This window comes from Bacillus sanguinis (genome assembly GCF_018332475.1).
GTDB classification, from domain to species: domain Bacteria; phylum Bacillota; class Bacilli; order Bacillales; family Bacillaceae_G; genus Bacillus_A; species Bacillus_A sanguinis.
On record NZ_BOQB01000056.1, the window covers coordinates 1 to 24,874 of the forward strand.

Here is a 24,874-nt window from a genome sequence, read left to right on the forward strand (position 1 = left end):
TCTAGTTTTGAAGGAATATGCCTTCATAGTTTGGTGATGATGGCAGAGAGGTCACACCCGTTCCCATACCGAACACGGAAGTTAAGCTCTCTAGCGCCGATGGTAGTTGGGACCTTGTCCCTGTGAGAGTAGGACGTCGCCAAGCAACCTAAACACGAGTCAAATGACTCGTGTTTTTTTGTGTTTTCTTTTATAAGCCATAGTAATTAAAAAAATGTGTTTAAATAATTATTATTTTGATTAAATACAGGGTAATGTGGCTAGGATAGTGAATAAGCAAAAGAGTTGCAAATTTTATTAATACGTATATAATTAAAGTCAAAGATAGTCAAAGTCAATAAAGGTGGCGGATAAATGAGAAATATATCTGATATCATTGAGCAATATCTAAAGCAAGTTATTGACTTAAGTAATAATAATGTGATTGAAATCAAAAGAAATGAGATTGCGGATCGATTCGAGTGCGTACCATCTCAAATCAATTATGTAATCAATACCCGTTTTACGTTAGAAAGAGGATTTGTAGTAGAAAGTAAACGTGGTGGAGGAGGTTACATTCGCATTATAAAAGTCAAACTGCATGACGATATAGACATTATTGATCAAATGCTTCATATGATTGATCATAGCGTTGCGCAAGGGAATGCAGAGAGTATGATTATACGTTTAATAGAAGAGGGAATCATAACAAATCGTGAGGCTAAACTTATGTTAAGTGTACTAGATCGTTCTGTATTATCAATGGATGTTCCTTCTCGAGATGAACTTAGGGCTCGAATATTATGCGCAATGTTAAGAACACTGAAATATAAATAAATACAGCTTTTGTAAAAGAATAATAACTAAGAGATAGGGCAGTTCAGTATTGTAGAGGTTTTGAAAAAAGAACACGCACTTTTATTTAAACGAATAAAGGAAAGCGAACAATCTAGTAATGTATGAAAAGTACTATGAGATAGATCGTTCCTGTTGTAAAGGTGGGGATAGTGATGACTTGTCAAAACTGTAATATAAGACCAGCAACTTTACATTATACAAAAGTAATCAACGAAAAGAAGACGGAAGTTCATCTTTGTGAGCATTGTGCAGAACAAAGTGGCTACACGTCTTTCTTTCAATCATCGCAGTCTAACTTTTCATTCCATGATTTATTTGCTGGGTTATTACACGGTGAATCAACAATGTTTGAAGAAGGACAAAGCGGGCTTTCGAATACAAGCATATTAAGGTGTCCAGATTGTAAGATGACATACGAGCAATTTACAAAGGTGGGACGCTTTGGATGTGCTTCTTGTTACGATACATTTAAGGAACATTTAAAGCCATTGTTAAAACGTCTTCACGGCGGGCATACAGATCATTGTGGAAAAATTCCGGAACGTATAGAAGGAAATATTCACTTAAAGAAAGAATTAGATGAACTAAAACTCATTCTGAAACAATACGTACAGAAAGAGGAGTTTGAGAAAGCTGCTGAAGTAAGGGATAAAATTCGAGGTCTTGAAAATCAGCTTAGTGAGCATAGAGAGGGGGAATAGTTCTATGTCACTGGACAAAATTATGAATGAAGCGATTAGTCCATGGATGAAGGGGGATGGCCCTGATTCTGATATTGTTTTAAGTAGTCGAATTCGTTTGGCTCGTAATTTTAAAAAATATCAATTCTCTACTATGCAAAACGAAGAAGAAGCTAAACAGATTCATGAATTATTTAAAAAGGAATTTATAAATAAAACAGTAGAACCTTTTGGAGAGTTTGGACTATTAAAAATGAATGAATTGACGCCTCTTCAAAGGAGAGTATTAGTTGAAAAGCATTTAATAAGCCCCAACCTTGCAGGCACAGAATATGGAGCATGTCTATTGTCAGAAAGCGAACATATTAGTGTTATGCTGAATGAAGAAGACCACATTAGGATTCAGTGCTTATTTTCAGGGTTGCAGTTATCAGAGGCCCTTCAAAGTGCCAATCAAATAGATAATTGGATAGAGGAAGAGGTTGAATATGCTTTTGATGAATCACTTGGATATATAACGAGCTGTCCTACTAACGTTGGTACAGGATTGAGGGCTTCCGTAATGATTCACTTGCCGGGACTCGTTTTAACGAAAAGAATTAGCCGTATTATACAAGTAATTCAAAAATTAGGGTTAGTAGTAAGAGGAATATACGGTGAAGGTAGCGAAGCGTTAGGTAATATATTTCAAGTGTCAAACCAAATGACGCTAGGAAAATCTGAAGAAGATATTATTTCAGATTTAAAGAGTGTCATTCAACAAATCATACAGCAAGAAAAAATGGCTAGAGAATTAATTGTACAAAATTCAAGTATTGAGCTTGAAGATAAAGTTTATCGCTCTTATGGCATACTAGCAAACAGTCGGTTAATTCAATCTGCGGAAGCGGCCACTTGCTTATCCGATGTACGACTTGGTATTGATTTAGGATATATAAAAGGTGTATCGAGAAATATTTTGACTGAGCTAATGGTTCTTACACAACCGGGCATTTTACAACAATATGCCGGTGGACCTTTAGGACCAGAAGAAAGAGATTATCGAAGAGCAACCTTAATCCGTGAGCGATTACGTATTGAAAAAAACTAAGCGCAAGTAGGAGGCGATTTCTATGATGTTTGGAAGATTTACAGAAAGAGCACAGAAAGTATTAGCTTTATCTCAAGAGGAAGCAATTCGTATTGGGCATAATAATATTGGAACAGAACATATTTTACTTGGGCTTGTACGCGAAGGGGAAGGAATTGCAGCAAAAGCGTTAATTGCTCTTGGATTAAGCCCAGAGAAAGTGCAAAAAGAGGTAGAAGCGTTAATTGGACGCGGAACAGAAGCTTCTCAAACTGTACATTATACACCGCGTGCTAAAAAAGTTATTGAGTTGTCTATGGATGAAGCGCGTAAATTAGGTCATTCTTACGTTGGAACAGAACATATCTTACTTGGTTTAATCCGTGAAGGTGAAGGCGTAGCAGCACGTGTTTTAAATAACTTAGGTGTTAGCCTAAATAAGGCAAGACAACAAGTATTGCAACTTCTTGGAAGTAATGAAGCAAGTTCAGGTCACCAAGGTGGTTCTTCAACAAATGCAAATACACCGACACTGGATAGCTTAGCACGTGATTTAACAGTTGTTGCACGTGAAAACCGTCTAGATCCTGTTATTGGGCGTGGTAAAGAAATTCAACGTGTAATTGAAGTGTTAAGCCGTAGAACAAAAAACAATCCTGTATTAATTGGAGAGCCTGGTGTAGGTAAAACAGCAATTGCTGAAGGATTGGCACAACAAATCGTAAATAATGAAGTTCCCGAAACTTTAAGAGATAAGCGCGTTATGACACTAGATATGGGTACAGTGGTAGCTGGAACGAAGTATCGTGGTGAATTTGAAGATCGTTTAAAGAAAGTAATGGATGAGATTCGTCAAGCTGGCAACATTATTCTATTTATTGATGAACTTCATACATTAATTGGTGCAGGTGGAGCAGAAGGTGCCATTGATGCATCGAACATTTTAAAACCATCTTTAGCACGCGGAGAGTTACAATGTATTGGGGCGACAACTTTAGATGAATATCGTAAATATATTGAAAAAGACGCGGCTTTAGAGAGACGTTTCCAACCAATTCACGTTGATGAGCCAAGTTTAGACGAATCAACTCAAATCTTGAAAGGTTTACGTGATCGTTACGAGGCACATCACCGTGTATCTATTACAGATGATGCAATTGATGCAGCTGTAAAGCTTTCAGACCGTTATATTACAGATCGTTTCTTACCAGATAAAGCAATTGACTTAATTGATGAAGCTGCTTCAAAGGTTCGCTTACGTTCTTATACAACACCACCAAATCTAAAAGAGCTTGAAGTGAAGCTTGAGGAAATTAGAAAAGAAAAAGATGCAGCTGTACAAAGTCAAGAATTTGAAAAAGCTGCTTCCTTACGTGATATGGAACAACGCTTACGTGAGAAGTTAGAAGATACGAAGCGTCAATGGAAAGAGCAACAAGGAAAAGAAAACTCAGAAGTGACAGTAGAAGATATTGCAAATGTCGTTTCTACGTGGACTCGTATACCGGTTTCTAAACTTGCACAAACAGAGACTGATAAATTATTAAACTTAGAATCCATTCTTCACGATCGTGTTATTGGTCAAGATGAAGCCGTAGTGGCTGTAGCGAAAGCGGTTCGTCGTGCTAGAGCAGGATTGAAAGATCCGAAACGTCCGATTGGTTCATTTATTTTCTTAGGACCAACAGGTGTAGGTAAAACCGAACTAGCAAGAGCACTAGCAGAATCTATGTTCGGTGATGAGGATGCAATGATTCGCATCGATATGTCTGAGTACATGGAGAAGCATTCTACTTCTCGTTTAGTTGGATCTCCTCCAGGATATGTTGGATATGAAGAAGGTGGACAATTAACAGAAAAGGTTCGCCGTAAGCCGTATTCAGTTGTCCTATTAGATGAAGTAGAGAAAGCTCACCCTGATGTGTTTAACATTTTACTACAAGTATTAGAAGATGGTCGCTTAACTGATTCTAAAGGGCGTACAGTTGATTTCCGTAATACAATTGTTATTATGACATCTAACGTTGGTGCAGACGCGTTAAAACGTAATAAACATCTTGGATTTAACGTACAAGATGAGAGCCGCGATTATTCAGATATGAAAGGTAAAGTAATGGATGAACTGAAAAAGGCGTTTCGTCCAGAATTCTTAAACCGTATTGATGAAATTATCGTGTTCCATATGCTTGAGAAAAAACATATTCAAGAGATTGTAACACTTATGGTAAATCAGTTAGTGAATCGCTTAAAAGAGCAAGAAATTGAATTGCATTTAACAGAAGGAGCAATTTCAGCCATTGCTGATAAAGGATTTGACCGAGAATACGGTGCTCGTCCGCTTCGTAGAGCAATTCAGAAACATGTAGAAGATAGACTATCGGAAGAACTTTTAAAAGGTGCTATTGAGAAAGGACAAAAAGTTATCTTTGATGTTGAAGGGGAAACATTTGTCATTCATAGTGCTGAAAAGGTAAAATAAGTATAGACAAACTAAGAGGGCTACGAGATAGCCCTCTTTCTTGTACGAGAAGGATAAACTGTTTATAGATGAAAGTGAAGTGAAATATAAAACGATATGGCTAAAAAGAAAACAAAATTCACATGTCAAGAGTGTGGTTATCAGTCACCAAAATATATGGGGAAATGCCCTGGTTGTGGTCAATGGAATACGCTTGTTGAAGAGATGGAACCTGTTGTATCATCAAGACGCCTTAATTATGCCAATGCAATTCAATCGGAAGTAACAAAACCAAGACGCCTAACAGAAGTAGAAACAAAATCTGAGGCGCGTATTGAAGCAAAATTCCAAGAGTTTAACCGTGTGCTCGGTGGTGGGATTGTAGATGGATCCTTAGTACTTATTGGTGGAGATCCTGGTATTGGAAAATCAACATTGCTATTACAGATTTCATCGCAATTAGCAGATTCTTCATATGATGTACTATATATATCCGGTGAAGAGTCGGCAAAACAGATTAAACTTCGTGCAGATCGTTTACATGTAAATGGTAGTAATCTATTTGTAGTATCAGAGACGGACTTGCAACGAATTGCAGCACACATTGAAGAGATGAATCCAGCTTTTGTTGTTATTGATTCCATTCAAACGATACATTTACCTGAGGTAACATCAGCGCCGGGAAGTGTGGCACAAGTACGTGAATGTACAGCAGAATTAATGAAACTTGCAAAAACAAAAGGAATCCCTATTTTTATCGTCGGACATGTAACTAAAGAGGGGGCAATTGCAGGACCTCGTATGCTAGAACATATGGTCGATGCAGTGCTTTACTTTGAAGGAGATCGTCATCATACATATCGTATTTTACGAGCTGTGAAGAATCGTTTTGGTTCCACGAATGAAATGGGTATTTTTGAAATGAAAGAGCTTGGTCTTGCGGAAGTTTTAAATCCTTCTGAAATTTTTCTTGAGGAAAGACCCGTTGGAGTCGCAGGATCAACAGTAGTTGCCTCAATGGAAGGAACAAGACCTGTTTTAGTAGAAATACAAGCATTAATCTCCCCTACTAGTTTTGGAAATCCTCGAAGAATGGCGACGGGAATTGATCATAACCGTGTATCACTTATTATGGCAGTGTTAGAAAAAAGAACAGGTTTATTATTACAAAATCAAGATGCATATTTAAAAGTAGCAGGTGGTTTGAAATTAGATGAACCAGCAATTGATTTAGCTGTGGCTTTAAGTATCGCTTCAAGTTTTAGGGATAAATCTACGGCACCAACTGATGCAGTAATAGGAGAAGTAGGACTAACTGGAGAAATAAGAAGAGTATCAAGAATTGAACAACGTGTACAAGAAGCAGCTAAATTAGGATTTCAACGTGCTATTATTCCTAGAAAAAACTTGGGAGGATGGACAATTCCGGATGGGATTGAGGTAGTAGGTGTATCTAATTTAGGGGAAGCGCTTCGTTTGACATTAGGAGGCTAGGCTATGGAAGAAAACAAGCAACGTGTCAAAAGTATGATTAATATTTTACAACTCGTGGCCCCAGGAACACCACTGCGCGAAGGGATAGATAATGTGCTTCGCGCACAAACAGGGGGATTAATTGTTCTTGGATATAATGAACAAATTAAAAGTATTGTAGATGGAGGCTTTCATATTAATTGCGCATTCTCTCCTGCTAGTTTATACGAATTAGCAAAAATGGATGGGGCACTTATTTTAAATGAAACTGGAAGTAAAATTTTAATTGCAAATGCACAGTTAGTTCCAGAGGCATCTATTGATTCTATTGAAACAGGTATGCGCCACCGGACGGCAGAGCGTGTAGCAAAGCAGACAGGTAGTCTCGTTGTGGCTATTTCACAAAGACGTAACGTAATTACACTATATCAAGGGAATTTACGTTATACACTAAAGGATATAGGTGTTATTTTAACAAAGGCAAACCAAGCTATTCAAACGTTAGAAAAATATAAGGCTGTATGGAATGATGGTATTACGAATTTGGGCATTCTAGAATTTGAAGAAGTCGTTACAATGTCCGAGGTGGTTCATGTGTTACATAGTGTTGAAATGGTACTGCGTATTAAAAATGAAATATTGAGTTATATTCATGAGCTAGGAACAGAAGGTAGGTTAATTCGTTTACAACTTACAGAGCTACTAGCTGATTTAGAGGCAGAGGCAGCGTTATTAATTAAAGATTATTACCAAGAAAAAACACAAGACCATCATCAAATTTTGAAAAAGTTACAAGATCTTGCGAACACACAACTTCTAGAGGATAGCGATTTAGTTAAATTGCTTGGTTACCCAGGACAAACGAGTTTAGAAGAAAGTGTGACGCCGAGAGGATACCGAATCACAAGCAAAATTTCGCGCGTTCCGCCACTTATCATTGAAAATTTAATTAATCGATTTAAGACTTTGCAAGGTGTTTGTCGAGCAACTATTAATGAATTGGATGATGTGGAAGGAATTGGAGAAGTCAGAGCGAAGAAAATACGTGAAGGTCTAAAAAGAATTCAAGAGCATCTCTATATGAGTAGACACAATTAAGAATATTACATTGATTCTATAATATAACGACACTAGAACATTTTTGGTATATGATATGGTATATTGGTAAATAAAACTATTTATAAAAAAACACGTCCGCTTTTGCATTCGGCGTTTTGATTAGCGAAACAATGGTTAATAATGAGTAGGAGGTGGTTGGATGTTAAAACGGATTGTACAGCTCTTCTTTCTAGTAATTGGGGGAGCGTTAGGGATTTACTTAATCCCAAAGGTTATTAATGTATTAGACATCGGTGCCGTTCCTTTATTGGAAGGATCGTATGTTCGTGCAATTATTGGTGCAATTATTTTATTCCTAACAACATTTTGGCTTGTAGATTATATTGTTCAACTTATTAAGCATATTGAAGAGGCTCTTGTAAAGGCGCCTGTAGCGGATGTTTTATTTGGTACATTAGGTTTAATCTCTGGGCTTATTGTTGCATATTTAATTTTAATACCAATTCGTGAATTTACAATTCCAGTTATTAGTACAGTGTTGCAAGTGTTCTTTACTCTTTTACTTGGATACTTAGGATTCCAAGTAGGGTTTAAAAAGAGGAATGAATTACTAGGATTATTTACATTACCACAACGTGGGAAGAAGAAAAATAATAATAGTGAGAATGAAGAAACTGAAACAGAGGTAGAAGAATCTACAACACATTGGAAAATTCTCGATACGAGTGTAATTATTGATGGACGTATTGCTGATATTTGCCAAACAAAGTTTTTAGAAGGAACAATTGTGATACCACAATTCGTGTTAGAAGAACTTCAGCACATTGCCGATTCTTCTGATGCTTTAAAACGTAATCGTGGTCGCAGAGGATTAGATATTTTAAATCGTATTCAAAAAGAGATGCCGATACCGGTAGAAATTTATGAAGGCGATTTCGATGATATTCAAGAAGTGGATAGCAAGCTTGTAAAGTTGGCGAAAATCACTGGTGGAACGGTAGTAACGAATGATTTCAACTTAAATAAAGTTTCTGAATTACAAGGGGTAACGGTGTTAAACATTAACGATTTAGCTAATGCAATTAAACCTGTTGTACTCCCAGGGGAAGAACTAAGTGTTTATGTTGTAAAAGATGGAAAAGAACAAAATCAAGGTGTTGCATATTTAGATGACGGCACGATGATTGTAGTAGAAGATGGTAGAGAATATGTCGGTTCACAACTCGATGTACTTGTTACGAGTGTGTTGCAAACATCGGCTGGTCGTATGATTTTCGCCAAACGTAAATTATTAGAAAAAGCATTATAAGTAGAGGATTATTAATATGTATACATTGATTATTCCAGCAGCTGGTCAAGGGAAGCGGATGGGTGCTGGCAAAAATAAGTTGTTCTTACTTATTAATGAAGTGCCGATTATTGTGCATACGTTACGTGCTTTTGAAAAGGATAAAGCGTGCAAAAGTATTATTATGGCAATTAACGAAGAAGAGCGCTTATATTTTGAAGAGCTAATGCAGAAGTATCCAATTAAAAAGCCAGTACAATTTATTCAAGGTGGAGCTGAAAGACAAGATAGTGTGTATAACGCGATTCAGCATACGAGTGAGGTTGAGTATGTTCTTGTACATGACGGTGCACGCCCGTTCGTAACGAATAAAGTGATTCAAGATGTATTAACTGCAGCAGAAAAACATGGGGCTTCCATTTGTGCAGTGCCAGTGAAAGATACCGTTAAGAAAGTAGAGCAGGGTGTTGTTGTCGAAACGGTAGAAAGATCTCAGCTTAAAGCTGTACAAACACCGCAAGGGTTTGCTGTTTCTCTTTTATTAGAAGCTCATAGAAGCGCGAAGCAGAGCTGTTTCCTTGGTACAGATGATGCAAGTCTTGTAGAACGTATCGGGAAGCAAGTAGGTGTAGTAGAGGGTAGTTACTATAATATTAAAGTGACGACTCCAGAGGATTTACTAATTGCTGAAAGTTTTCTTCAAGTTCAAAAGAAATGATAGCAATGATTATAGCGAAGAAAAGCTCGGCAACGGCCGGGCTTTTCTTTATAAGGATAGCAATATAATATAGAATCATAAAGCTCAGTAGTTTAGCTCGAGGAGGATGTAAAGAATGTTTCGAATTGGACAAGGTTTTGATGTGCATGAATTCGCGGAAGGTAGACCGTTAATTATTGGCGGGATTACAATTCCTCATGAGAAAGGATTAATTGGTCACTCTGATGCAGACGTATTGTTACATACGATCGCGGACGCATGTTTAGGTGCAATTGCAGCAGGAGATATCGGAAAACATTTCCCTGATACAGATCCTGCCTTTAAGGATGCTGATTCAGCTGTATTGCTGCAAAAGGTTTGGGAATTTGTACGTGAACAAGGTTACGAGTTAGGGAATCTAGATTGTACAATTATTGCTCAAAAGCCAAAGATGGCACCACATATTGAAAGTATGCGTAAACGCATTAGTGAGCTATTAGAAACGTCTATTGATAATATCAATGTAAAGGCAACAACAACAGAAAAATTAGGATTTACAGGTAGAGAAGAAGGAATTGCTTCTCAAGCAGTTGTTTTATTACAGAAAAAATAATGGTTTTTAATTCGTAAGATGGATAATCACATTTGTTTGGTGTACAATTATAGAATGTGTTGACATTAAGAATGGAAGGTGTACCAATTATGGAAAAGCAAGTGAGAGTGCGCTATGCGCCAAGTCCAACAGGACACTTACATATCGGAAATGCGCGTACGGCATTATTTAATTATTTATTTGCTCGTCATCAAGATGGTAAGTTTATTATTCGTATTGAAGATACTGATGTAAAACGTAATGTTGCTGGTGGAGAAGAAAGCCAATTAAAATACTTGAAATGGCTCGGTATGGACTGGGATGAAGGTGTTGATGTTGGTGGTGAATTTGGACCATATCGTCAAACAGAGCGTTTAGATATTTATAGAAAGTTATATGAAGATTTACTAGAGCGTGGTTTAGCTTACAAATGTTATATGACAGAAGAAGAGCTAGAAGCAGAACGTGAAGGACAAATCTCTCGTGGTGAAACACCTCGTTACGCAGGTAACCACCGTGATTTAACTGAAGCACAAGTGAAAGAATTTGAAGCTGAGGGACGTATTCCAAGTATTCGTTTCCGTGTACCAGCTGACCGTGATTACACATTTAAAGATATCGTAAAAGATGAAGTAGCATTCCATTCAAATGATTTTGGTGATTTCGTTATCGTGAAAAAAGATGGAATTCCAACTTATAACTTTGCGGTAGCAGTAGATGATCACTTAATGGAAATTACACACGTACTTCGTGGTGATGATCATATTTCAAATACGCCAAAACAAATGATGATTTATGAAGCTTTCGGTTGGGATATTCCGCAATTTGGTCATATGACTTTAATTGTAAATGAAAGCCGTAAAAAATTAAGTAAGCGTGATGAGTCTATTATTCAATTTATTGAGCAATATAAAGAGCTTGGATATCTTCCAGAAGCAATCTTTAACTTTATTGCACTACTAGGTTGGTCACCGGTAGGAGAAGAAGAAATCTTCTCTCAAGAAGAGTTTATCAAAATGTTCGATGCAGCTCGTTTATCAAAATCACCTGCATTATTTGATTCTCAAAAATTAAAATGGATGAACAACCAATATATGAAAAAGCAAGATTTAGATACGGTGGTAGAATTAAGCTTACCGCATTTAGTGAAAGCTGGACGTATAGGTGAAACTTTAAGTGAACAAGAGCAAGATTGGATTCGTGATGTAATTGCGTTATATCATGAACAAATGAGTTTTGGAGCTGAAATTGTAGAGCTTTCTGAAATGTTCTTCAAAGATCATGTTGATCATGAAGAAGAAGGACAAGAAGTATTAAAAGGTGAACAAGTACCAGAAGTACTTCGTGCGTTTGCTGGTCAAGTAGAAGCACTAGAAGCGATGGAACCAGCAGCAATTAAGGCGGCTATTAAAGCAGTCCAAAAGGAAACAGGTCATAAAGGTAAAAACTTATTTATGCCAATCCGTGTTGCAACTACTGGTCAAACACATGGCCCAGAGCTTCCTAATGCTATTGCGCTTCTTGGGAAAGAAAAAGTTTTAAATCGTCTTCAAAAAGTAATTGGTTAACATTTTCTAGGTTTAGAAATATAATAAGTATACTTAAAACCTAATAAGGAAAAGCGACGAGAAGGAGAAGTAGAAAATCAGGCTTTTTACAGAGAGAACCACCTTTAGGCTGGAAGTGGTTTATAAGCGGGTTTTTGAAATGCCCCTTCGAGTCTTCTGCTGAACAGCAAAATGTTTTGTGAAACGTCTTAGGGCGTTAAAGTAAGCAGAAGCGGTGTACACCGTTATCAGAGATGAGTTTGAGGCTTTTTTAGCCTAAACAGAGTGGAACCGCGCTTATAAGGCGTCTCTGTCAATATGACAGAGGCGTCTTTTTTTATACCGTAAAACTGGGTGTGAGTATAAGTTTTATCTACGTGTATAAAGATTTAGGGAGATAAGTAGGGAGTTAGTTCACTCGAAAAAGCAGCCCATAAAGGGGAGGGAACGTCGATGTTTAAGAGGCTTCGGGAAGATATTGAAGTCGTTTTTGAACAGGATCCAGCGGCAAGAAGTTATTTCGAAGTCATTTTGACTTACTCTGGATTACATGCAGTTTGGGCCCATCGAATTGCACATGCTTTTTATAAAAAGAATTTCTTCTTTATTGCACGTTGGATCTCACAAGTTAGTCGTTTCTTTACTGGCATCGAGATTCATCCAGGAGCAACAATTGGTCGTCGTTTTTTCATAGACCATGGAATGGGGGTTGTAATTGGAGAAACGTGCGAAATTGGTGATAATGTAACGATCTATCAAGGGGTTACATTAGGTGGTACGGGTAAAGAAAAGGGAAAGAGGCACCCTACAATTCAGGATAATGTATTAATTGCTACAGGTGCGAAAGTACTAGGTTCTATTACAGTTGGAGAGAATTCTAAAATTGGAGCAGGGTCTGTCGTATTAAAAGAAGTCCCTGCACATTCTACAGTTGTAGGTATACCTGGCCGAGTCGTTATTCAAAATGGAGTAAAGATCGGTCAAGAATTAAATCACTCTGATCTTCCAGACCCGATTTTTGATAAATTAAAGGTTATGGAATTAGAACTTGATAAATTGAAAAAACAACTTGAAGTAAAGGTAGAAAGGAAGGATAAAAATGACTATTCACATTTATAATACGTTAACGCGTCAAAAGGAAGAGTTTATTCCATTAGAAGAAAATAAGGTAAAGATGTATGTGTGTGGACCTACAGTTTATAACTACATTCACATTGGGAATGCAAGACCACCTATGGTATTTGATACGGTACGCCGTTATTTAGAATATAAAGGGTATGATGTGCAGTATGTATCCAACTTTACTGACGTAGATGATAAATTAATTAAAGCAGCGAATGAATTAGGTGAAGATGTGCCGACAATTGCTGACCGTTTCGTTGAAGCGTACTTTGAGGATGTAACGGCACTAGGTTGCAAACATGCAACAGTACATCCGCGTGTAACGGAAAATATGGATATCATTATTGAATTTATTCAAGAACTTGTGAATAAAGGATATGCATATGAATCAGAAGGAGATGTATACTTTAGAACGAAGGAATTCGAAGGGTACGGTAAATTATCTCATCAACCAATCGCAGACTTACGTCACGGTGCGCGCATTGAAGTGGGAGAGAAGAAACAAGATCCGCTTGATTTTGCTTTATGGAAAGCTGCGAAAGAAGGAGAAATCTTCTGGGAGAGCCCTTGGGGGCAAGGTCGTCCAGGCTGGCATATCGAATGCTCGGCAATGGCGCGTAAATACTTAGGAGATACAATCGATATTCATGCTGGTGGTCAAGACTTGGCATTTCCTCATCATGAGAATGAAATTGCGCAGTCTGAGGCGTTAACGGGAAAAACATTTGCACGTTATTGGATGCACAATGGATATATTAATATTAATAATGAGAAGATGTCTAAGTCACTAGGGAACTTCATTTTAGTTCACGATATCATTAAGCAATATGATCCACAGTTAATCAGATTCTTTATGCTATCGGTGCATTACCGTCACCCAATTAATTTCAGTGAAGAGTTATTACAAAGCACAAATAACGGACTGGAAAGAATTAAAACGGCTTACGGTAACTTAAAACATCGTATGGAAAGCAGTACCGATTTAACAGACCATAATGAGAATTGGTTAGCGGAACTGGAAAAATTCCAGACTGCATTTGAAGAAGCAATGAATGATGACTTCAACACCGCTAATGCAATCACTGAGTTATATAATGTAGCAAATCATGCGAATCAATATTTACTGGAAGAACACACGTCTAAAGTGGTAATTGAAGCATACATGAAACAACTCGAAACATTATTTGATATTTTAGGGTTAGAATTAGCACAAGATGAGTTGCTTGATGAAGAGATTGAGGCACTTATTCAAAAACGTATTGAAGCTCGTAAAAATCGTGATTTTGCATTGTCAGATCAAATTCGCGATGATTTAAAAGACCGTAATATTATTTTAGAAGATACCGCTCAAGGTACAAGATGGAAAAGAGGATAAGAATGATTGATGCAAAGCAATTAAACAGCTTAGCGTTAGCATACATGGGTGATGCGGTATATGAACAATATATCCGCTATCACCTACTTCAAAAAGGGAAAGTTCGTCCTAACCAATTACATCGATTAGGGACAAGCTTTGTTTCGGCAAAAGCACAGGCGAAAGTTGTTTATCATTTATTAGAGACAGCATTTTTAACTGAGGAAGAAGAAGCGGTACTAAGAAGAGGGCGCAATGCAAATTCAGGTACTGTTCCGAAAAATACGGATGTACAAACATATCGACATAGCACAGCTTTTGAAGCGCTAATTGGCTATCATTACTTATTAAATAATCGCGAAAGATTAGACGAAATTGTATATAAAGCAATTGCTGTTTTAGAAGAAAAGGAAGGGGGCACATCATCATGAGTAGTGAATATATTATCGGACGTAACCCTGTAATTGAAGCGTTACGATCAGGAAGAGATATTAATAAAATTTGGATCGCGGAAGGTGCTGCCAAAGGACAAGTACAAATTGTACTAGCACTAGCGAAAGAAAATAAGATTATTTTACAACACGCACCAAAGAAGAAGTTAGATCAATTAGTTGAGGGTAACCATCAAGGTGTAATTGCTCAAGTGGCAGCATATCAATATGCTGAGCTAGAAGATTTATTTAAAGTAGCAGAGGAGCGTAACGAAGATCCGTTCTTCTTAATTTTAGATGAAATTGAAGACCCGCATAACCTAGGTTCTATTATGCGTACTGCGGATGCAACAGGAGCTCATGGAATTATTATTCCGAAAAGAAGAGCTGTAGGACTTACAGCGTCAGTTGCAAAAGCGTCTACAGGAGCAATTGAATACATTCCTGTTGCGCGCGTAACGAATTTATCTCGTACAATCGATGAATTAAAAGAACGTGGACTTTGGATTGCTGGTACAGATGCGAAAGGGAAAACGGATTACCGTAATTTAGATGGTAAAATGCCAATTGGACTAGTAATTGGCAGTGAAGGAAAAGGTATGAGTCGTATTATTGGTGAAAAATGTGATTTCCTAATTACTTTACCGATGGTTGGTAAAGTTACATCCTTAAATGCTTCAGTAGCCGCAAGTTTGTTAATGTATGAGGTATATCGTAAACGTAACGAAATTGGTAAATAAAAAATGAACGATATTTTAATCGTTGACGGTTACAACATTATTGGGGCTTGGGGAGACTTGAAGAAACTACGGGATGTAGATTTACAATCATCAAGAGATGCACTGATTGATAAGATGGCGGATTACCAAGGTTACACAGGTACAAAGGTAATGATAGTCTTTGATGCTTATACAGTCCACGGTATTGAAAAAAAGATGAAACAATCGCGTGTGGAAGTCATATTCACAAGGAAGAATCAAACTGCAGATGAAAAGATAGAGCAGCTTGCGATTGAGCTTAGAAATATAAATACGCAAATATATGTTGCGACTTCTGATTATACGGAACAATGGGTTATATTTGCGCAAGGTGCTCTTCGGAAATCTGCGCGTGAATTAGAGTTGGAAGTACAGGCGATGGAACAACAAGTAAGAAGGCGTACACAAGACACGAAAGAAAAGCAACCCGCCATGCGAAAGATATTTAGTAAAGATATTACAGAAAAATTAGAAAAATTAAGAAGAGGAGAGCGTTGAAGCATTGACGCTCTTTATCTTTTTACTGTATAATATTGCTAAATAAATAGCGGTCGGAGGGATCAAGGTGGAAGCAGGCTTCGTAAGTGTAGGCGACGTTACATTTCGTGATTTAGAGGATGAGGCAATCGTTGAGTTAGTTCGAAAAGGTAATACTGACGCTCTAGAATATTTGATTCACAAATATAAGAACTTTGTTCGCGCGAAATCAAGATCTTATTTCTTAGTGGGTGCCGATCGAGAAGATATTGTTCAAGAAGGTATGATTGGATTGTTTAAGGCAATTCGTGATTATAAAGAGGACAAGCTGTCTTCATTCAAAGCATTTGCTGAACTATGTATCACTCGACAAATTATTACCGCTATTAAAACAGCAACAAGGCAAAAACATATTCCGTTAAATTCGTATGTGTCCTTAGATAAACCGATTTATGATGAGGAATCTGATCGGACATTATTAGATGTTATTTCGGAAGCTAAGGTAACGGATCCTGAAGAAATGATTATAAGTCAGGAAGAATATACAGACATAGAATCTAAAATATCTGAATTATTAAGCGATTTAGAAAGAAAAGTGCTTTCTTTATATCTAGACGGTCGTTCTTATCAAGAGATTTCGGAACAGTTAAATAGGCATGTGAAATCTATTGATAACGCTTTACAGAGGGTGAAGCGAAAATTGGAACGATATATGGAAATGAGAGAGAGTACCACTTTAAATTCATAACAAATGCTACAGGTGTAAAAAATCACCTGTTTTCTTTTTGTAGAGCGTGCAAAAGGCATGTCATTGACATTGTCTTTTGTTGTATGATACATTTTTAGGGACATAATGTTACAAGGTTGGTGTAACTAATGAGGAAAAAAGTTGTACTCTCATGTGAAGAGTGTAAAAATCGAAACTACTCTACAATGAAAGATACGAGCTCAGTAGAGCGACTTGAAATAAAGAAGTTTTGTAAAACATGCAATCAGCATACAGTTCACAAGGAAACAAAATAAATAATTGAAATAATACACTGGAGGTCCCGTAAATGCGTTTAACGAACTTTTTCGGCGATGTAGGTCGCGAAATGAAAAAAGTAAGTTGGCCTAAAAAAGATGAATTACTCCGTTCAACAGCGACTGTTATCGCTACAGTTGTCTTCTTTGCGATTTTCTTCGCAGTGGTTGATATGGGCATTTCTTCTTTAATTCGGTTAATTCTTGGTTAATTCTTGAATAAGAAGCACTTATCCATGATATAATGTTATTTATAAGAACTGTGTAAAAGCCCGGTGAACGGGTTTTTTCATTTGCGCAAAAAAATGTACGTCAGGGAGGGAAGGACGCTCGTCCTAAATGAATGGAAAAAAGTTGGTATGTTGTCCATACTTATTCTGGATATGAAAATAAAGTAAAAGCAAACCTAGAGAAACGTGTAGAATCAATGGGTATGCAAGATAAAATTTTCCGTGTTGTTGTCCCGGAAGAAGTAGAAGTAGAAATGAAAAACGGTAAAGAAAAATTAATGAAAAGAAAAGTGTTCCCAGGTTATGTATTAGTAGAATTAATCATGACTGATGACTCTTGGTATGTTGTACGTAACACGCCGGGTGTAACTGGGTTCGTTGGTTCTTCTGGTTCTGGATCTAAACCATCACCTCTATTAGAAGAGGAAGTTGTTACCATTATGAAGCATATGGGAATGGATAACGAAGTGGTTGATTTCGACTTTGAACTTCATGAGACAGTGCGTGTAAATGAGGGACCATTCGCAGATTATACAGGTGCTATTGAAGAAATTGATGTGGAGAAGAAGAAGGTTAGCGTGCTTGTGGACATGTTCGGTCGCGAGACTCCAGTTGAGCTTGACTTCCATCAAATTGAAAAATTATAAAATGAAACTTGAAATGAATTGTAAAAAGTGATAATATCTTTTAAGTCAGTACGTCTTCGTTATCGGAGACGTTTTTTGAAAGATTTTATCCTTACAGATAAAATATGACGTGGGAGGGCAAATCACTGTCCAATTGACCACATCACGGACTTAAGGAGGTGTGTCTCGTGGCTAAAAAGGTAATTAAAATGGTAAAACTTCAAATTCCTGCAGGTAAAGCTAACCCAGCTCCACCAGTTGGTCCAGCATTAGGACAAGCAGGTGTTAACATCATGGGCTTCTGTAAAGAGTTTAACGCTCGTACAGCTGATCAAGCTGGTCTTATCATCCCTGTTGAAATTACGGTATTTGAGGACCGTTCATTCACTTTCATTACTAAAACTCCTCCTGCTGCTGTTCTTCTTAAGAAAGTAGCTGGTATTGAGTCTGGTTCTGGTGAACCAAACCGTAATAAAGTGGCAACTGTTAAGCGTGATAAAGTACGCGAAATCGCTGAAACTAAAATGCCTGACCTAAACGCTGCTAGCGTAGAAGCTGCAATGCGTATGGTTGAAGGTACTGCACGCAGTATGGGCATCGTTATCGAAGACTAATTCGATTTGTTTTTTTAAAAAGGTTGCGGGTCTGGAATTCCAATTCGCAACCTTTATTATCGTAAATGATTATCGTTTTTAAATAAATGGATGGCGCGCATCCTCAGGTTATACCTGAAAATAAGCGTAAACGTGGGAGGTTATTCCGCTAAAACCACATTCGAGGAGGAAATAAAAATGGCTAAAAGAGGTAAAAAGTACGTAGAAGCTGCAAAGCTTGTTGATCGTGCAACTGCTTACTCTGCAACAGAAGCAGTAGAATTAGTAAAGAAAACAAACACAGCTAAATTTGATGCGACTGTAGAAGTTGCATTCCGTTTAGGTGTTGACCCTAAGAAAGCTGACCAACAAATCCGTGGTGCAGTTGTTCTTCCACACGGTACTGGTAAAGTACAACGTGTATTAGTATTCGCTAAAGGTGAAAAGGCTAAAGAAGCTGAAGCTGCTGGAGCTGACTTCGTAGGCGATGCTGATTACATCGGTAAAATCCAACAAGGTTGGTTCGATTTCGATGTAGTAGTAGCAACTCCTGACATGATGGGTGAAGTTGGTAAACTTGGTCGCGTATTAGGACCTAAAGGTTTAATGCCAAACCCTAAAACTGGAACAGTTACTTTCGATGTAACTAAAGCTGTTAACGAAATCAAAGCTGGTAAAGTTGAATACCGCGTTGATAAAGCTGGTAACATCCACGTTCCAATCGGTAAAGTATCTTTCGAAGATGCTAAATTAGTAGAAAACTTCAGCACAATTGCTGACACTTTACAAAAAGTTAAGCCAGCTGCTGCAAAAGGTACTTACATGAAGAACGTAACAGTTGCTTCTACAATGGGACCTGGCGTACGTGTAGACGTTTCTACGTTAGCGTAAATTTTGGAAGTTGACTTCATAAAGAAGTTTTTATATAATCATTTATGTTGTGAATTTAATTAGTGTACCGTAGACAGTAGGTGTCGATAGACTTAATTTCCTACCTAGGTGTTAATATACGAAACGGAATTTTTTTCTGTGACTATATGCCTCCATGTCTACAAGTTGGGCATGGAGGTTTTTAGTGCACTTTCGGTACATCTTCTATATAATCTACAGGAGGTGTAATAACATGAGCAAAGTAATCGAAACTAAACAACAAGTTGTAACTGAAATCGCGGACAAACTTCGCGCTAGTAAATCTACAATCGTTGTTGACTACCGTGGTTTAACAGTTTCTGAAGCAACAGAATTACGTAAGCAATTACGTGAAGCTGGCGTTGAGTTCAAAGTTTACAAAAACTCTCTAACTCGTCGTGCTGCAGAGTCTGCTGAAATGGCTGAGTTAAATGAATTCTTAACAGGACCAAACGCAATCGCGTTCAGTAACGAGGATGTAGTTGCTCCTGCGAAAGTATTAAACGACTTCGCTAAAGATCATGAAGCTTTAGAAATTAAAGCGGGCGTAATCGAAGGTAAACTTGTAACACTTGATGAGGTTAAAGCTATCGCTACTCTTCCATCACGTGAAGGCTTACTTTCTATGCTTCTTAGCGTTCTTCAAGCTCCAATCCGTAACCTTGCACTTGCTACTAAAGCAGTTGCAGAACAAAAGGAAGAGCAAGGCGCTTAATTTTTTAAAAGATAATTACGTATTATCGATAAAACAATACAAACCTATTTAAGGGAGGATATTTACAATGACTAAAGAACAAATCATTGAAGCAGTTAAATCTATGACTGTATTAGAACTTAACGACTTAGTAAAAGCTATCGAGGAAGAATTCGGCGTAACTGCTGCTGCTCCTGTAGCTGTTGCTGGTGGCGCTGGAGAAGCTGCTGCTGAGAAAACTGAATTTGATGTGGAACTAACTAGCGCTGGTGCACAAAAAATCAAAGTTATCAAAGTTGTTCGTGAAATCACTGGTCTTGGCTTAAAAGAAGCTAAAGAATTAGTTGACAACACTCCAAAAGTAATCAAAGAAGCTGCTGCTAAAGAAGAAGCTGAAGAAATCAAAGCTAAACTTGAAGAAGTTGGCGCTGCTGTAGAAGTTAAGTAATTAACTTTTGATGCTTTAAAAAAAGCTCGCTCTCATGCGAGCTTTTTTTTTAACTGTAAAGAAAAGAGGTGGCCATATGGCAGACCATTATTTTTCTAACGACCCTTCTAGTAAAAGTGATCGTAAGCGTTGGGAATTTGCACTTCGTGGATCTCAATTTACTTTCTTATCTGACCGTGGGGTGTTCTCGAAAAACGAAGTGGACTTTGGTTCTCGTCTTTTAATTGAAGCGTTTCAAGTGCCGGATATTAAAGGTGATATATTAGACGTAGGTTGTGGATATGGACCGATTGGTTTATCGTTGGCGAAAGAGTTTCAAGACCGTAAAGTTCACATGGTGGATGTGAATGAAAGGGCGCTTGAGCTTGCAAAAGAAAATGCCGCTAACAATAGAATTGGAAATGTACACATTTTTCAAAGTAGCGTCTATGAAAATGTAGATGGTACGTATGCTGCTATTCTATCTAATCCTCCAATTCGTGCAGGTAAAGATATCGTGCATGAGATTTTAGAAAAGGCTGTAGAGTATTTAGTTCCAGGTGGAGAGTTGTGGATTGTTATTCAAAAGAAGCAAGGTGCACCATCTGCGCTGAAGAAATTAGAAGAAGTATTTTCCGAAGTCGAAGTTGTAGAAAAGAAAAAAGGATATTATATCATAAAATCAAAAAAACGTTGACGGTTATTTTTGGCTATGTTAACATTATACAATGCCAATATATGATTTTCTGCGTTGAGAAAGATGTATATTTTTGTTTCTCTTGGAAAAGATAGTAAAATCAGCAGATTATGAAACAGAATGATGGTTTTCTTATAGAAGCCATTTTTCTTTTTTGAGCAGGTAGAAAGACTCAACGTATTTATCTTTAAGAGAAAAAGACTACGCTAATAGCAGTAGTTGTATTTATTTGTGATTTTGCACAAATTTTTTTGTGCATTTATAATACTCATGATTTGAGGGGTGAAGCAGTTGACAGGTCAACTAGTTCAATACGGACGCCACCGCCAACGAAGAAGTTATGCCCGTATTAGTGAAGTATTAGAGTTACCAAATCTTATCGAAATTCAAACCTCTTCTTATCAGTGGTTTCTTGATGAGGGTTTGCGAGAAATGTTCCAAGACATTTCTCCGATTGAAGACTTTACGGGAAATCTATCGCTTGAATTTATCGACTACAGCTTAGGTGAACCTAAATACTCTGTAGACGAATGCAAAGAGCGTGATGTGACGTATGCAGCACCACTTCGTGTAAAAGTGCGTCTAATCAACAAGGAAACTGGTGAAGTAAAAGAACAAGATGTGTTCATGGGAGATTTCCCACTCATGACAGAGACTGGAACATTCGTAATTAACGGTGCAGAACGTGTTATCGTTTCCCAGTTAGTTCGCTCTCCAAGCGTATACTATAGTGGCAAAGTGGATAAAAACGGAAAACGTGGTTTTACTGCTACTGTAATTCCAAACCGCGGAGCTTGGTTAGAGTATGAGACAGATGCTAAGGATGTTGTATATGTGCGTATTGACCGTACGCGTAAACTTCCTGTAACTGTTTTGTTACGCGCATTAGGGTTTGGCTCTGATCAAGAAATCACCGAGCTTTTAGGTGATAACGAATACTTAAGCAACACATTAGAAAAAGACAACACAGATAGCACAGAAAAAGCATTGCTTGAAATTTATGAGCGTCTACGTCCTGGTGAACCACCAACAGTAGAAAATGCTAAGAGCTTACTTGTGTCTCGTTTCTTCGATCCAAAGCGCTACGATTTAGCAAATGTAGGTCGCTACAAGATCAACAAGAAGTTACACATTAAAAACAGATTGTTTAATCAACGTTTAGCTGAAACATTAGTGGATCCAGAAACTGGTGAAATTTTAGCGGCAGAAGGAACAATCTTAGATCGTCGTACACTTGATCGCATTTTACCTTACTTAGAGAAGAACATTGGATTCAAAACAGCGAAACCAATGGGTGGAGTGGTAGAAGGCGATGTTGAGCTGCAATCTATTAAGATTTATGCTCCTGAGTCAGAAGGCGAGCGCGTAATTAACGTAATTGGTAATGCGAATATTACTCGTGATGTAAAACACATCACACCAGGTGATATCCTTGCTTCTATCAGTTACTTCTTCAACCTACTATACAAAGTAGGGGATACAGATGATATCGACCACTTAGGAAACCGTCGTCTGCGTTCTGTTGGAGAACTATTACAAAATCAATTCCGTATCGGTCTTTCTCGTATGGAACGTGTTGTTCGTGAGAGAATGTCGATCCAAGATACAAATGCAATTACACCACAGGCACTAATTAATATTCGTCCTGTTATTGCATCTATTAAAGAGTTCTTCGGAAGTTCTCAGTTATCTCAGTTCATGGACCAAACAAACCCATTAGCAGAGTTAACTCACAAACGAAGACTATCTGCATTAGGACCCGGTGGTTTAACGCGTGAGCGCGCAGGCTTTGAAGTGCGTGACGTTCATTACTCTCACTATGGTCGTATGTGTCCGATTGAAACGCCAGAGGGACCAAACATCGGTTTGATTAACTCATTATCTTCGTTCGCGAAAGTAAATGAGTTTGGTTTCATTGAAACACCATACCGTCGTGTTGACCCAGAAACTGGTCTTGTAACAGGGCAGGTTGATTACTTAACGGCAGATGAAGAAGATAACTATGTTGTAGCCCAAGCGAATATGAAATTATCTGATGAAGGTGAATTCCTAAGTGAAGATATCGTAGCTCGTTTCCGTGGTGAAAACATTGTCACAAATAAAGAACGCATCGACTACATGGATGTATCTCCAAAGCAAGTAGTATCGGCAGCGACAGCTTGTATTCCGTTCTTAGAAAACGATGACTCTAACCGCGCACTTATGGGAGCGAACATGCAACGTCAGGCGGTTCCGTTAATGAATCCGGAATCTCCGATTGTAGGTACAGGTATGGAGTACGTATCAGCAAAAGATTCAGGTGCTGCAGTAATCTGTAAACACCCTGGTGTTGTTGAACGCGTAGAAGCACGTGAAGTTTGGGTACGTCGCTATGTAGAAGTTGACGGTCAAACAGTAAAAGGCGATTTAGATCGCTACAAAATGCAAAAATTCATTCGTTCTAACCAAGGAACTTGTTACAACCAACGTCCAATCGTAAGTGTTGGAAATGAAGTTGTAAAAGGTGAAATCCTTGCGGATGGTCCTTCTATGGAATTAGGTGAACTAGCACTTGGACGTAACGTGCTTGTTGGCTTCATGACTTGGGACGGTTATAACTACGAGGATGCGATTATCATGAGTGAGCGCCTTGTAAAAGATGATGTGTACACTTCTATTCATATTGAAGAATATGAGTCAGAAGCTCGTGATACGAAGCTTGGACCAGAAGAAATTACACGTGACATTCCAAACGTTGGGGAAGACGCATTACGTAACCTTGACGAGCGCGGTATCATTCGCGTTGGTGCAGAAGTAAAAGATGGAGATTTACTTGTTGGTAAAGTAACACCTAAAGGTGTAACAGAATTAACAGCTGAAGAACGTCTATTACATGCTATCTTTGGCGAAAAAGCACGTGAAGTACGTGATACATCACTACGTGTACCACATGGTGGTGGCGGTATTATCTTAGACGTAAAAGTATTCAACCGTGAAGATGGCGATGAATTGCCACCAGGCGTGAATCAACTTGTACGTGCATATATCGTTCAAAAACGTAAAATTTCTGAAGGTGACAAAATGGCCGGACGTCACGGTAACAAAGGTGTTATCTCTCGTATTTTACCAGAAGAAGATATGCCTTACTTACCAGACGGTACGCCAATCGATATCATGTTAAACCCATTAGGGGTACCATCTCGTATGAATATCGGTCAGGTATTAGAGCTTCATCTTGGTATGGCAGCAAGATACCTTGGCATTCACATTGCAACACCAGTATTCGATGGTGCTCGTGAGGAAGATGTTTGGGGCACGATTGAAGAAGCTGGTATGGCAAATGACGCGAAAACAATCCTGTATGACGGACGTACTGGTGAACCATTCGATAACCGCGTATCTGTTGGTGTCATGTATATGATTAAACTTGCGCACATGGTTGACGATAAACTTCATGCTCGTTCTACTGGACCATACTCACTTGTAACGCAGCAGCCTCTTGGAGGTAAAGCTCAGTTCGGTGGACAGCGTTTCGGTGAGATGGAGGTTTGGGCACTTGAAGCTTACGGTGCTGCTTATACTCTTCAAGAAATCTTAACAGTGAAGTCTGATGATGTTGTTGGACGTGTTAAGACGTATGAAGCAATTGTTAAAGGCGAAAATGTTCCAGAACCAGGCGTTCCTGAATCATTCAAAGTATTGATTAAAGAGCTGCAAAGTTTAGGTATGGACGTTAAAATGATGTCTAGCGACGATACAGAAATTGAAATGCGTGATACGGAAGATGACGATGATCATCAATCAGCAGATAAATTGAATGTCGAAGTTGAGACAACTAAGGAATAATTGGGATA

The 24,874-nt window shown here is 38.1% G+C and carries 25 protein-coding genes, 1 rRNA gene and 2 other annotated features; all 26 genes read left to right on the forward strand.

Annotated features, from left to right (window positions below; genetic code table 11):
* Positions 1-29: 29 nt before the first annotated feature.
* The 26 genes from rrf (at position 30) to rpoB (ending at position 24,866) form a co-directional block, all read left to right on the forward strand.
* Positions 30-145 (forward strand): 5S ribosomal RNA (rrf, locus tag KI369_RS07640).
* A gap of 209 nt (positions 146-354) precedes the next feature.
* A complete protein-coding gene (ctsR, locus tag KI369_RS07645) occupies positions 355-816 on the forward strand; it encodes a transcriptional regulator CtsR (RefSeq protein ID WP_001244563.1) in 462 nt (153 codons plus the stop codon).
* 173 nt (positions 817-989) lie between these two features.
* On the forward strand, positions 990-1,538 hold the full coding sequence (gene mcsA, locus KI369_RS07650) for a protein-arginine kinase activator protein McsA (protein ID WP_144616193.1): 549 nt from the start codon (positions 990-992) through the stop codon (positions 1,536-1,538).
* A gap of 4 nt (positions 1,539-1,542) precedes the next feature.
* Positions 1,543-2,607: a protein-arginine kinase McsB gene (mcsB, locus tag KI369_RS07655; RefSeq protein WP_212955585.1), complete on the forward strand. Its 1,065-nt coding sequence runs from the start codon at positions 1,543-1,545 to the stop codon at positions 2,605-2,607.
* Between the two features lie 22 nt (positions 2,608-2,629).
* A complete protein-coding gene (gene clpC / locus KI369_RS07660; RefSeq protein ID WP_061678382.1) occupies positions 2,630-5,065 on the forward strand; it encodes an ATP-dependent protease ATP-binding subunit ClpC in 2,436 nt (811 codons plus the stop codon).
* A gap of 96 nt (positions 5,066-5,161) precedes the next feature.
* Positions 5,162-6,538, forward strand: coding sequence for a DNA repair protein RadA (gene radA, locus KI369_RS07665; RefSeq protein WP_212955586.1), 1,377 nt, complete (start codon positions 5,162-5,164; stop codon positions 6,536-6,538).
* A 3-nt stretch (positions 6,539-6,541) separates the two neighbouring features.
* Positions 6,542-7,615 carry a DNA integrity scanning diadenylate cyclase DisA gene (gene disA / locus KI369_RS07670; protein WP_061678380.1) on the forward strand — a complete coding sequence of 358 codons (1,074 nt, stop codon included), beginning with the start codon at positions 6,542-6,544 and terminating at the stop codon, positions 7,613-7,615.
* Between the two features lie 160 nt (positions 7,616-7,775).
* Positions 7,776-8,885 carry a PIN/TRAM domain-containing protein gene (locus tag KI369_RS07675; protein WP_016089677.1) on the forward strand — a complete coding sequence of 370 codons (1,110 nt, stop codon included), beginning with the start codon at positions 7,776-7,778 and terminating at the stop codon, positions 8,883-8,885.
* A 16-nt stretch (positions 8,886-8,901) separates the two neighbouring features.
* On the forward strand, positions 8,902-9,582 hold the full coding sequence (gene ispD / locus KI369_RS07680) for a 2-C-methyl-D-erythritol 4-phosphate cytidylyltransferase (RefSeq protein WP_212955587.1): 681 nt from the start codon (positions 8,902-8,904) through the stop codon (positions 9,580-9,582).
* Positions 9,583-9,697: 115 nt separating this feature from the next.
* Complete coding sequence (gene ispF, locus KI369_RS07685) at positions 9,698-10,174, forward strand: 2-C-methyl-D-erythritol 2,4-cyclodiphosphate synthase (protein ID WP_000488386.1); 477 nt, start codon at positions 9,698-9,700, stop codon at positions 10,172-10,174.
* A gap of 89 nt (positions 10,175-10,263) precedes the next feature.
* On the forward strand, positions 10,264-11,721 hold the full coding sequence (gltX, locus tag KI369_RS07690; RefSeq protein WP_212955588.1) for a glutamate--tRNA ligase: 1,458 nt from the start codon (positions 10,264-10,266) through the stop codon (positions 11,719-11,721).
* Between the two features lie 47 nt (positions 11,722-11,768).
* Positions 11,769-12,015, forward strand: a binding site (T-box leader).
* Between the two features lie 138 nt (positions 12,016-12,153).
* Positions 12,154-12,819, forward strand: coding sequence for a serine O-acetyltransferase (cysE, locus tag KI369_RS07695; RefSeq protein ID WP_212955589.1), 666 nt, complete (start codon positions 12,154-12,156; stop codon positions 12,817-12,819).
* A complete protein-coding gene (gene cysS, locus KI369_RS07700; RefSeq protein ID WP_212955590.1) occupies positions 12,800-14,197 on the forward strand; it encodes a cysteine--tRNA ligase in 1,398 nt (465 codons plus the stop codon). The genes cysE and cysS overlap by 20 nt, the downstream gene beginning before the upstream one ends.
* A gap of 2 nt (positions 14,198-14,199) precedes the next feature.
* Positions 14,200-14,607 carry a Mini-ribonuclease 3 gene (locus KI369_RS07705; RefSeq protein ID WP_087955353.1) on the forward strand — a complete coding sequence of 136 codons (408 nt, stop codon included), beginning with the start codon at positions 14,200-14,202 and terminating at the stop codon, positions 14,605-14,607.
* Positions 14,604-15,347: a 23S rRNA (guanosine(2251)-2'-O)-methyltransferase RlmB gene (rlmB, locus tag KI369_RS07710; protein ID WP_098759797.1), complete on the forward strand. Its 744-nt coding sequence runs from the start codon at positions 14,604-14,606 to the stop codon at positions 15,345-15,347. Before KI369_RS07705 ends, rlmB begins: the two co-directional genes overlap by 4 nt.
* Before the next feature lie 3 nt (positions 15,348-15,350).
* Entirely contained in the window at positions 15,351-15,863 is a 513-nt protein-coding gene (locus KI369_RS07715; protein WP_000997883.1) for an NYN domain-containing protein, read from the forward strand.
* 67 nt (positions 15,864-15,930) lie between these two features.
* Positions 15,931-16,590: an RNA polymerase factor sigma-70 gene (locus KI369_RS07720; protein WP_000387198.1), complete on the forward strand. Its 660-nt coding sequence runs from the start codon at positions 15,931-15,933 to the stop codon at positions 16,588-16,590.
* Between the two features lie 128 nt (positions 16,591-16,718).
* Positions 16,719-16,865 (forward strand): 50S ribosomal protein L33, encoded by a 147-nt coding sequence (rpmG, locus tag KI369_RS07725; RefSeq protein WP_002070160.1) that lies wholly within the window; start codon positions 16,719-16,721, stop codon positions 16,863-16,865.
* A 32-nt stretch (positions 16,866-16,897) separates the two neighbouring features.
* Positions 16,898-17,077, forward strand: coding sequence for a preprotein translocase subunit SecE (secE, locus tag KI369_RS07730; protein WP_001241321.1), 180 nt, complete (start codon positions 16,898-16,900; stop codon positions 17,075-17,077).
* Between the two features lie 131 nt (positions 17,078-17,208).
* Positions 17,209-17,742 carry a transcription termination/antitermination protein NusG gene (gene nusG / locus KI369_RS07735; RefSeq protein ID WP_000415794.1) on the forward strand — a complete coding sequence of 178 codons (534 nt, stop codon included), beginning with the start codon at positions 17,209-17,211 and terminating at the stop codon, positions 17,740-17,742.
* A 167-nt stretch (positions 17,743-17,909) separates the two neighbouring features.
* Positions 17,910-18,335 (forward strand): 50S ribosomal protein L11, encoded by a 426-nt coding sequence (rplK, locus tag KI369_RS07740; protein WP_001085872.1) that lies wholly within the window; start codon positions 17,910-17,912, stop codon positions 18,333-18,335.
* 177 nt (positions 18,336-18,512) lie between these two features.
* A complete protein-coding gene (rplA, locus tag KI369_RS07745) occupies positions 18,513-19,205 on the forward strand; it encodes a 50S ribosomal protein L1 (protein WP_002070162.1) in 693 nt (230 codons plus the stop codon).
* A gap of 49 nt (positions 19,206-19,254) precedes the next feature.
* Positions 19,255-19,398 (forward strand) — a sequence feature (ribosomal protein L10 leader region).
* A 39-nt stretch (positions 19,399-19,437) separates the two neighbouring features.
* Complete coding sequence (rplJ, locus tag KI369_RS07750) at positions 19,438-19,938, forward strand: 50S ribosomal protein L10 (protein WP_144616205.1); 501 nt, start codon at positions 19,438-19,440, stop codon at positions 19,936-19,938.
* 67 nt (positions 19,939-20,005) lie between these two features.
* Positions 20,006-20,365, forward strand: a complete 360-nt coding sequence (rplL, locus tag KI369_RS07755) for a 50S ribosomal protein L7/L12 (RefSeq protein WP_000159736.1) — start codon at positions 20,006-20,008, stop codon at positions 20,363-20,365.
* A 76-nt stretch (positions 20,366-20,441) separates the two neighbouring features.
* On the forward strand, positions 20,442-21,041 hold the full coding sequence (locus tag KI369_RS07760) for a class I SAM-dependent methyltransferase (RefSeq protein WP_212955591.1): 600 nt from the start codon (positions 20,442-20,444) through the stop codon (positions 21,039-21,041).
* A gap of 291 nt (positions 21,042-21,332) precedes the next feature.
* Positions 21,333-24,866: a DNA-directed RNA polymerase subunit beta gene (rpoB, locus tag KI369_RS07765; protein WP_212955592.1), complete on the forward strand. Its 3,534-nt coding sequence runs from the start codon at positions 21,333-21,335 to the stop codon at positions 24,864-24,866.
* The last annotated feature ends 8 nt before the right edge of the window (positions 24,867-24,874 follow it).